General features: G+C 63.2%; 10 protein-coding genes. 7 read left to right on the forward strand and 3 right to left on the reverse strand.

The features are described from left to right. Positions 1-19: 19 nt before the first annotated feature. A complete protein-coding gene (locus Q8N40_RS06330) occupies positions 20-1342 on the reverse strand; it encodes a TadE/TadG family type IV pilus assembly protein (protein WP_305711205.1) in 1323 nt (440 codons plus the stop codon). 530 nt (positions 1343-1872) lie between these two features. Between Q8N40_RS06330 and clpS the strand changes: the two genes are divergently transcribed. Next, positions 1873-2202 (forward strand): ATP-dependent Clp protease adapter ClpS, encoded by a 330-nt coding sequence (clpS, locus tag Q8N40_RS06335; RefSeq protein ID WP_305711211.1) that lies wholly within the window; start codon positions 1873-1875, stop codon positions 2200-2202. A 217-nt stretch (positions 2203-2419) separates the two neighbouring features. After that, the gene (gene clpA / locus Q8N40_RS06340; RefSeq protein ID WP_305711206.1) at positions 2420-4828 is read left to right on the forward strand and encodes an ATP-dependent Clp protease ATP-binding subunit ClpA; all 2409 of its coding nucleotides are present in this window, start codon (positions 2420-2422) and stop codon (positions 4826-4828) included. 86 nt (positions 4829-4914) lie between these two features. On the opposite strand, the gene Q8N40_RS06345 is transcribed toward clpA, so the two are convergent. Further along, positions 4915-5268: a PilZ domain-containing protein gene (locus Q8N40_RS06345; protein ID WP_305319947.1), complete on the reverse strand. Its 354-nt coding sequence runs from the start codon at positions 5266-5268 to the stop codon at positions 4915-4917. A 165-nt stretch (positions 5269-5433) separates the two neighbouring features. Next, the gene (locus Q8N40_RS06350) at positions 5434-6369 is read right to left on the reverse strand and encodes a glycine/sarcosine/betaine reductase selenoprotein B family protein (protein ID WP_305711207.1); all 936 of its coding nucleotides are present in this window, start codon (positions 6367-6369) and stop codon (positions 5434-5436) included. Positions 6370-6551: 182 nt separating this feature from the next. On the opposite strand from Q8N40_RS06350, the gene Q8N40_RS06355 reads away from it, so the two are divergent. The 5 genes from Q8N40_RS06355 to tsaA all read left to right on the forward strand — a co-directional run. Then, entirely contained in the window at positions 6552-7400 is an 849-nt protein-coding gene (locus Q8N40_RS06355; protein WP_371135629.1) for a lytic transglycosylase domain-containing protein, read from the forward strand. 111 nt (positions 7401-7511) lie between these two features. Continuing rightward, entirely contained in the window at positions 7512-8249 is a 738-nt protein-coding gene (locus Q8N40_RS06360) for an AzlC family ABC transporter permease (protein ID WP_305320528.1), read from the forward strand. Beyond that, positions 8246-8590 carry an AzlD domain-containing protein gene (locus tag Q8N40_RS06365; RefSeq protein WP_305320526.1) on the forward strand — a complete coding sequence of 115 codons (345 nt, stop codon included), beginning with the start codon at positions 8246-8248 and terminating at the stop codon, positions 8588-8590. The genes Q8N40_RS06360 and Q8N40_RS06365 overlap by 4 nt, the downstream gene beginning before the upstream one ends. 160 nt (positions 8591-8750) lie before the next feature. Continuing rightward, positions 8751-9614 carry a tripartite tricarboxylate transporter substrate binding protein gene (locus tag Q8N40_RS06370; RefSeq protein WP_305711209.1) on the forward strand — a complete coding sequence of 288 codons (864 nt, stop codon included), beginning with the start codon at positions 8751-8753 and terminating at the stop codon, positions 9612-9614. A gap of 4 nt (positions 9615-9618) precedes the next feature. Beyond that, positions 9619-10106: tRNA (N6-threonylcarbamoyladenosine(37)-N6)-methyltransferase TrmO (gene tsaA, locus Q8N40_RS06375; protein ID WP_305711210.1), on the forward strand; the 488-nt coding region annotated here is incomplete at its 3' end.

Below are 10106 nucleotides of genomic sequence, written 5' to 3' on the forward strand. Positions count from 1 at the left end.
TTGACGGCTTTGCGGAGAATTATCGCGCGACGCGCAGCTTCGACAGCGAAGTTCCGATCGAGTTGAACGCCGCCATGATCTGGCTCGCGGAGGTTACGGTCGAAAACTTGTCGGAGCCGCTGGCGCAATATTGCAACACCGCCGAGGTCGGATCGTTGTCGGTGTTCACATGCATCGCATAAATTGTGATGCCGGCTGCCTTGATGTTGTCGCACAGGATTCGCTGGCGGGCGTCGATCTGGCCATTGAACTGGGTTTGGCCGTTGCCGTAGGAAGGCCAGCGATTCTGCGTATTCAGGCCGTCTGACATCACGATCAGCACCTTCTTGTAGGTGTAGCTCGGGTCTTCGGCGGGTGCATTCAACGGCGCGCTCTGGGTGAGGGATTGCCATCCCCAGGCGATTCCGATCGGCTGGTTGGTGCCGCCATTGGGAGTGAGTGAGTCGATCTTGGTCTTGAGTGCCGCGAAGTCGGTGCTGAGCGGCATCAGCTGCGCCGGACACGCATTGTATTGCTCGGCGTAGAACCGGGTGGAGGGACCTCCGGTCGGCGCGGTGTTCAGCGTGTCATAGTTCTGATCGCGGTCAGTGACGCAGCCGTTCCAGGTGTTGTGATTCTTCGGCGTGCAGTTTGCACCCCAGCCCCATCCGTTGCAGGTCTTGTTGTCGTCGTCCCAGTCGGCCCAATTGATCCAGCTTGCCTCATAATTGCTGGCGCCGACATTGACGTCCTTGGCGAAGGGAATGATCGAGACGTAGACATCGCCGGGATTCTTGGCGAGGGCGCTGAGCTGGTCGATCAGGCTTTTCGCGGCGGGCTTCAGCGCGGCCATCTTGCCGTCCTGGCCCATCGAGCCGGTGACGTCGAGCGCGATTGCCACCCGCATCCGCGTATTGCCCCAGACGGAGGTCGAGCTGGTGTTGAAATTGAGCTGGGGGAAGCCGGCGACCTTCATGAATTCAGTGGTCACGTTGCCGGACCCGTTGACCAGGATGGTCGAGCCCTGGCTGGTATTGGCGGTATACGACGCGTTGATGGTCACCGACTTGGCCTCTTTGTTGGTGTAGAGGCCGTTGAAATAGGCGGTCGCCTTCGCGCTGATCTCGCCCGCCGTTATTTTTCCGTCGGACAGATCCTTCGCCAGCATCAAGGCTGTCGAATCGAGGGCTGCCTGCATCGAAGAGCGCGCGGTGTTGACGCGGCTATAGTCGATCGCCGCCCCCATGAAGCTTAGGATTGGCAACAAGGCCAAGCCAAAGAGCACCGCGATATTGCCCTGAGTGGCGCCGGGAAAGCGGCTGACCGCGCGTCGAAACTGATTGGCAATGGAGGTAACGGGCATGATGGTCACCGTAATTGGGTTTCTGTGCCCTATTTCGGGTCAGCGCGCTAAACAGCTAGTAAATCGGTGCGGAGAAAACTGGCTCAATAGCCATCTAAACGCGGCTCGGTCGCCAGAACCGTTCGCTATCGTCAATGCCCGCTAAATGACCCGAGGTCAGGCTTTGTCAAACGCGACGGAATTGATTAACCTTCCGGGGTTCGCCGGGCTCGGGAAGCGGCCCCGCGGCAGGTCGCATTTGGCTTGAGATCAGTGCGCTTGCGGCGGGCCGAAGCCGGACCCATATTTGGAGCTATCGATCCAGCTGGTGGGGTCGAGCCGCCCGGGAGCGGCGATCCGGAGACGTGGCTGGGAACTCATTGGTTGGCTCCGCAGGGAGCTGGATGGCTCTGCGAGGAGCGCATCGCCTGAGGCGTCCTGGTTGCGTGGTCCGGTTTCCCGTGGGGATTTCGAACGCCTGTGCCATGCTGCAATTAACTTCCAGATTCGACCGTTCCGCCGCGCCCGCCGTCGCCGCATCTGCTCCCCGAATGGGCAATGATGAGAGCAATGCCGGGGGGACGGGGCCGACCACATCGGTCATCGCCAAGGTCAAACCCAAGACCAAGCGCCCGAACCTCTACCGTGTGCTGATTCTGAACGACGATTACACGCCGATGGAGTTTGTCGTTCACGTCCTGGAGAAGTTCTTCCAGAAGGACGTCGAAGCCGCGACCAAGATCATGCTCCACGTCCATCACCATGGAATCGGGGAGTGCGGGGTGTTCACCTACGAAATCGCCGAGACCAAGGTGACCCAGGTGATGGATTTTGCCCGCAAGCACCAGCATCCCCTGCAATGCGTGATGGAAAAGAAGTAGCGTCCCGCGAAATCCGCTGAAAACAGGAACGGGTTTTGCTTGGAGCGGGACGGCCGGCGCCTCATCTGCCGGACAGGTGAGTCGCATGCCCGAGGGAGTTGGAATCACTCTTGCGGAACCGGCCTTTCACCGTGATCGGACGTAACTATATGACAAAGGTTGTTGTTGCCTGACCCGGAAACGACGATCATGATGGCGGGGGCCATAGAGGACGCGAATGCCAACTTTTTCACAGAGCCTTGAACAATCCCTGCATCGTGCGCTGGCGATTGCCAACGAGCGTCATCATCAATATGCGACGCTGGAACACCTGCTGCTGTCGCTGATCGACGATTCCGACGCGGCCGCGGTCATGCGTGCCTGCAGCGTCGATCTCGACAAGCTGCGCACCAGCCTGGTCAATTATCTCGAGACCGAATTCGAGAATCTGGTCACCGACGGGGCCGACGACGCCAAGCCGACCGCGGGCTTCCAGCGCGTGATTCAGCGCGCCGTGATTCATGTGCAGTCGTCCGGCCGCGAGGAAGTTACCGGCGCCAACGTGCTGATCGCGATCTTCGCGGAGCGCGAGAGCCATGCCGCCTATTTCCTGCAGGAGCAGGACATGACCCGCTACGACGCGGTCAACTACATCAGCCACGGCATCGCCAAGCGGCCCGGGGTCTCCGAAGCCCGCCCGGTGCGCGGCGTCGATGAGGAGACCGAGAACAAGGGCAACGAGGATTCCAAGAAGAAGGGTGAGGCGCTCGATACCTACTGCGTCAACCTCAACAAGAAGGCGCGTGACGGCAAGATCGATCCGGTGATCGGCCGCAATGCCGAGATCAACCGCGCCATCCAGGTGCTGTGCCGGCGCCAGAAGAACAATCCGCTGTTCGTCGGCGAAGCCGGTGTCGGCAAGACCGCGATCGCCGAGGGTCTCGCCAAGCGCATCGTCGACAGCGAAGTGCCTGAAGTGCTGGCGGCGGCGACAGTGTTCTCGCTCGACATGGGCACGCTGCTCGCGGGCACCCGGTATCGCGGCGACTTCGAGGAGCGCCTGAAGCAGGTGCTCAAGGAGCTCGAGGCCCATCCCAACGCCATCCTTTTCATCGATGAAATCCACACCGTGATCGGCGCCGGCGCCACGTCCGGCGGCGCGATGGATGCGTCGAATCTCCTGAAGCCGGCGCTGGCATCCGGCACCATCCGCTGCATGGGCTCGACCACCTACAAGGAATACCGCCAGCATTTCGAGAAGGATCGCGCGCTGGTGCGCCGGTTCCAGAAGATCGACGTCAACGAGCCGACGGTGGAAGACGCCATCGCGATCCTGAAGGGGCTAAAACCCTATTTCGAGGACTATCACCGGCTGAAATACACCAACGAGGCGATCGAGGCCGCGGTGCAGCTGTCGTCGCGCTACATCCATGACCGCAAGCTGCCGGACAAGGCGATCGACGTGATCGACGAGTCGGGCGCGGCGCAAATGCTGGTCGCCGAGAACAAGCGCAAGAAGACCATCGGCATCAAGGAAATCGAGACCACGATCGCGACCATGGCGCGGATTCCGCCCAAGAGCGTGTCGAAGGACGATGCCGAGGTGCTCAAGCATCTCGAACAGACGCTGAAGCGCGTGGTGTTCGGCCAGGACAAGGCGATCGAAGCGCTTTCCGCCTCGATCAAGCTGTCGCGCGCCGGCCTGCGCGAGCCGGAAAAGCCGATCGGCTCCTATTTGTTCTCGGGTCCGACCGGCGTCGGCAAGACCGAAGTTGCAAAACAGCTCGCGGCCTCGCTGGGCGTCGAACTGATCCGGTTCGACATGTCCGAATATATGGAGCGTCACACGGTCTCGCGCCTGATCGGCGCGCCTCCGGGCTATGTCGGCTTCGACCAGGGCGGGTTGTTGACCGACGGCGTCGACCAGCATCCGCACTGCGTGGTGCTGCTCGACGAAATCGAGAAGGCGCATCCGGATCTCTACAACGTGCTGCTGCAGATCATGGATCACGGCCGGCTCACCGACCACAACGGCAAGCAGGTCAATTTCCGCAACGTGATCCTGATCATGACCACCAATGCCGGCGCCGCCGACCTGGCGCGTCAGGCGTTCGGCTTCACGCGCAACAAGCGGGAAGGCGACGATCACGAGGCGATCAACCGCCAGTTCGCGCCCGAATTCCGCAACCGGCTCGACGCCATCGTCTCGTTCGCCCATCTCAATCCCGATGTGATCGGCATGGTGGTTGAAAAGTTCGTGCTGCAGCTCGAGGCGCAGCTTGCCGACCGCGACGTCACCATCGAATTGTCGGAGCCGGCAAAGGCGTGGCTGATCAAGCACGGTTATGACGAGCAGATGGGTGCGCGGCCGATGGCGCGCGTGATCCAGGAATACATCAAGAAGCCGCTGGCGGACGAGGTGCTGTTCGGCAAGCTCAAGGGCGGCGGCCATGTTCGCGTCGTGCTGGTCAAGGACGAAGCGAATGCAGAAGCCGACGAGGAGAAGATCGGCTTCGAATATGTCGAGGGACCGGTGACGCCGAAGCCGGAGAAATTGCCCGGCGCGCGCAAGCGCAAGCCGAAACCCAGCGGCCCCGGCGGCGGATCGAAGGGCCCGGCCTCACGCGGCCCGCTGGTCAAGGTGTGAGCCGGTAAGATCAGGAATCGGAAAGCCGGTGTGTCGCGAGACTGCCGGCTTTTTTGATGGATAGGGTGCTCGGGCGCGCGGGCTGTTCAGCCTTCGCCGATCAGTTCCTTGATGCGGCGCTGCAGCTGGCGCTTTTTCTTTTCGCTCTTGCGCAGCCGCTCCTCGAGATCGGAGACCGGCAGTTCGACAGGGGCTTCCGCGCGGAAGGCGACGCCGACGAAATTGTCGCGCCACCAGACCACTTTGGCCAGGAAGGATTGGCCCTTTCGGGCGATCTTCAGCGACATCTGTTCCCGTGGCAGCTTGATGACGTTGCTGAACTCCAGGCTGGCGCCGTTTTCGGAGATATTGCGCACCACGCAGTCGCGCGTCGCGCCGTCGCTTTCGGCAACGCCGCCGTAAATCACCTTGTCGCGAGCGTTCTGGCGCCGATCCGGCATGGAAACAGTCTCCTCTGCAAGAGGGGACCATACCCGGCTTCGCTTCAGGCGAAAGACCATGGCGGACGAAATGCGCCGTTAACGTAAATTGATGATAGCGAAACAAGCCGTGATTTCAGGGCTTTTTCAGGCCCGGACGAGGTCAGTTCGATCGACCGCAACCCCTCAAGCAGCGCTCTCGCGCAAACCGCGGGCGATTTCCTTCTGCGCGTCGAATTCACGCCGCAGCCGCACCAACTCCTCGGCGCTCAGGGCATCGGCGTTGCTGTAGTCGCGCTTCCACGCCGCGTCCGCGCTCCATCGCAACGGCGACTGCACCGTGGTCTGCGGGCCCGGGGCGGTTTCCAGCACCCGCAGGGCCAGTTCGAGGGTAAACGCCTGCGAGGCGGAATCGTGCGGCTTGCCTGCCGAATTGCCGAGCGGAAAATCGGAGAACAGGAACCGCGGCACCGCGGCGTGTTCGACGATATCCTTGGCGCACCCCATCACGACGGTAGAAATGCCGTTGGCCTCGAGGTGCCGGGCGACCAGGCTGATGGTCTGGTGGCAGACCGGGCAGTTCGGAACCAGCACGGCGGCATCGACGTTGTCGGCCTTGCAGCGCGCCAGGATTTCGGGGGCGTCGGTATCGATGGTGACGCGATGGCTGCGGTTGGTCGGCGCGCCGAAGAAGCGGGGCGCTACTTCGCCGATCCGTCGCTCGTTCGCCAGCCGCCGCAGTTGCGGCAGCGGAAACCAGCTGCCGCTGTCGTCGGCTTTGGTGTGCACGCGGTCATAGGCGATGTGCGAGATTCGCAGATCATGATCTCGGGAAGTATCGCCATCATAGACCGCATAGAATTTGGCGCCGCCATTGTACCTGGCGCCCGGGCCCTGATCGCCCTTGGCGGGATCGAACGGCGCCGCGGTGGTGATCAGTGCCACGCGGGATTGCGTCAGCGGCTTCTTCAGCGGCTGGAACGGCGCCTCGGCGTAATGCGCCCAGCGATAGGGCGTGGTGTAGCCGATCGCCGCATAATAGTCGCGGGTCCGTTGCATATAACGGATCGGCACGTCGTCGTCGGGTGCGAAGCCGAACTGGTCGTTCGAAGCTGCCGTCATGCCTTGCGCTCCACATGCGCGCCATCATTTTTGTCGATAGCTGTATCTTGATAGCTAGACGGTCGGTTCCCTGTGTCAAGCGCGGCTTGCGGGATAGCAGAGCTCCCATGCGAACGGTCATTGGTCTGCGGGCTGCGCTCTGCGCTGTCATCATGACATTCTCGCAGCCCGCGGCGCGGACGATGGCCGAGGAGGCGGCGCCCGCGGAAAACGCCCGTGAGACCGACACGCGCGAGGCGATGTGCCTGATGATCGAGTCGGCGGCGAAGGCCAACGAACTACCGTTGGAGTTTTTCGCCCGCGTAATCTGGCAGGAGAGCCGCTTTCAGTCCGACGCGGTGGGACCGGTGACGCGCAGCGGCCAGCGCGCGCAGGGCATTGCACAGTTCATGCCGGGGACCGCCAGCGAGCGCCGGCTGCTCGATCCCTTCGATCCCGTGCAGGCATTGCCCAAATCCGCGGAATTCCTGCGCGAATTGCGCGGGCAGTTCGGCAATCTCGGTCTGGCGGCGGCGGCCTATAATGCCGGACCACGGCGGCTGCGGGAATGGCTTGATGGCTCCGGCTATATGCCGCAGGAGACGCGCAATTACGTGGCAGCGATCACCGGCACGACGGTCGACGAATGGGCGAGGCCGGGCACGAAAGACAGACTGTCCGACCGCGCGCCGAACTCTTCGTGCCGCGAATTGATGGCCCTGCTCAGGCGCGCGCCCAATCCCTTCGTCACCGAGCTGGAGCAGCATGTGAAGCTTGGCGCCGACAAGCTCTGGGGCGTGCAACTCGCCGCCGGCTTCAATCGCGACCGGGCGCTGGCGATGTATTCACGGGCGATGAAGCGATTGGGTGCCGTGATCGGCGATCAGGACCCGAGCCTCTCGGGCAGGATCTGGCGCAGCCGCGGCACGCGAACGTTCTATCAGGTGCGGATCGGCGCCGACACGCGGCCCGCCGCCGACGAACTCTGCAGCCGTATCCGCCGCGCCGGCGGGGCGTGCCTGGTGTTGCGAAATATGAACGTGAGGGGGTGATCGGACTGACGGCGCCTCTCCCAAGGATGGCTGCTCTGCCTGGGCTTCCCTTGACGCTGGTGTCATTCGCTATCGTTATGGGCCGAGACAACCCACATGGTCCGATCAGCCTTGGCCCTTCCAGCGCTCGACTCCCCGAGTTGGCAAAGTCCCATGCGCGCATTTGCATGGGGCATGCGCTCGGTTGCCTCGACGGTGCTGACGCTGGTGTTGTTTGCTACCTATCTCGGCATCGGCGCGCTGGCGCATGACAGCCATTTCAGCCTCGGATGGGTGCTGGCGAGCACGGTTCTGGTCTGGGCGGGGCCGGCGCAGATCATCCTGATTTCGACGCTGGGATCGGGCGCCACCGTGGTGCAGGCGGCGATTGCCGTGACCGTCAGCGCCATCCGGCTGTTTCCAATGGTGGTTTCCGTATTGCCGATGATGCGCACGCCACGGACAAAACGGCGTCATCTGGTGCTGGCGACGCATTTCATCGCGGTGACCCTGTGGGTCGAATGTTTTCGTCTGTTCCCGCATGTGCCGCGCGAGCGGCGTATCGCGTTCACGCATGGGCTCGGCATCGGGCTGTGCGCGGTCTGCCTGTTTGCCACTACGCTCGGTTATGGCCTTGCCGCCAAACTGCCGCCGCTGCTGGGCGCTGCCATCCTGCTGCTGACGCCATTGGCGTTCCTGCTCTCCACCGCGCGCAACTGCCGCCAGCTTTCCGATGTGCTGGCGCTGGTGCTGGGGCTGGCGCTGTTTCCGTTGGTTTCCGTGCTGCAGACCGGCGTCGATATCCTGATCAGCGGCATCTCCGCCGGCACCATCGCCTACGGCGTTCACCGGTGGCGGGAACGCAAATGAGCGATTTTATTGGCGACTGGCATGCGCTGCTGGTGCTCGTGATCGCGGGTTTCCTGCCCAATGAGGTCTGGCGCATGCTCGGCCTCTGGTTCGGCGGCGGCGTCGATGAGGGCTCCGAACTGCTGGTGTGGGTGAGGGCGGTCGCGACCGCGATTCTCGCCGGCGTCATCGCGCAAATCCTTGTGTTGCCGCCCGGCGCGCTGGCCAGCGTGCCGGATGGGCTGCGCTACGGCGCGGTGGCGGCGGGATTCGCGGTCTTCATGCTGACGCGGCGGTCGATTTTTGCCGGCGTGGCCGGCGGCGAGGCCGTCATGCTGGCTGGCAAATGGTGGCTGGGCTGATACTGTCCGCCCAGTCGAACGCATCAAGGGGAATCGGGAATGAATTCGCGCGCAAGGTCGGCTCTGGCTGGCTGTCTTTTGACTGTTGCAGCCTTTGCCGCGACGCCGGCCGCCATCGCGGCTGACTATCCGACGCGCCCGATCAAGCTGGTGGTGCCCTATGCCGCGGGCGGCCCCACCGATGTCCTCGGCCGGCTGGTCGGCGAGTTTCTCGGCCGCGACCTCAAGCAGCCTGTCGTCGTCGAACAAGGCCGGCGCACAGGGCGCGATCGGCGCCGAGATCGTGGCCCGTTCCGAGCCCGACGGCTACACCCTGTTCGTTACGGCGGCGTCGATCATCGTGCTCAACCCGATGCTGTACAAGAAGCTGCCCTACGATCCGGTGAAGGATTTCCGGATATTGGCGCTGCTGACCGATCTGCCCGTGGTGATGGAGGTTCACCCTTCCGTGCCGGCCAGGACGGTGGCCGAGTTCGTCGCCTACGCCAAGGCGAATCCCGGCAAGATCAATTTCGGATCGGCCGGCACCGGCGGCACCATTCACTTGGCCGGCGAGATGTTCAAGCAGATCGCGGGCGTCGATATGGTGCACGTGCCGTACAGGGGAGCCGGACCGGCGCTGAGCGATCTGATATCCGGCAACATCCAGGTGATGTTCGATACGCTGAGCACGGCGTTGCCGCCGGTGAAGGGCGGTTTGCTGCGGCCGCTGGGCGTGAGTTCGGAAAAGCGCAGCCCCGATCTGCCCGACGTGCCGACCATCGCCGAGAGCGGTTATCCCGATTACCGCGTCAGCGTCTGGTTTGGCATTGCGGCGCCGGCGAAGCTGCCGGACGATGTCGCGCAGAAGGTCAGCGCCAGCCTCGACCGGGCGCTGAACGACGACGCCTTCCGGGCCTCGCTGGAGAAGATCGGCTTTCCGGCGTTGCGTCCGCGCAGCGCCGCCGCGATTACCGAGTTCATCGATGCCGACCGTAACAGGTGGTCGGCGGTGATCAAGAAGCTGAACATCTCACTGGACTGACGACATGGTGGCCAAGACTGACGTCCGCGACGGCGAACTCGCCGTCGATCTGCCGAAGGCGGGCAATGCTTCGCTGTTCTTCATCGGCCGCATCCGCACGCCCTGGACCTCGCGCGAGATGACGCCGCGGCAGGGCCGTCACGACGGCCCGGTCTGCCGGCTGGAGATCTTCGAGCCGTGGGTGCCGGCGCTGAAGGGCGTCGACTTCTATTCCAACCTCGAAGTGATCTACTGGCTGCACCAGTCGCGCCGCGATTTGGTGCTGCAGAGCCCGAAGAACAACAGGAACACCCGCGGCGCGTTCTCGCTGCGCTCGCCGGTGCGGCCGAACCCGATCGGCACCTCGATCGTCAAGCTGGTCGGCATCGAGGGCAACACGGTGCTGGTACGAGGCCTCGACTGCCTCGACGAGACGCCGCTGCTGGACATCAAGCCCGACCGCTGCGAATTCACCCCGCTGGCGCAGCCGCACCCCGGGGATTTCGAGACGGA

Source organism: Bradyrhizobium sp. (assembly GCF_030693485.1).
Lineage (GTDB): Bacteria > Pseudomonadota > Alphaproteobacteria > Rhizobiales > Xanthobacteraceae > Bradyrhizobium.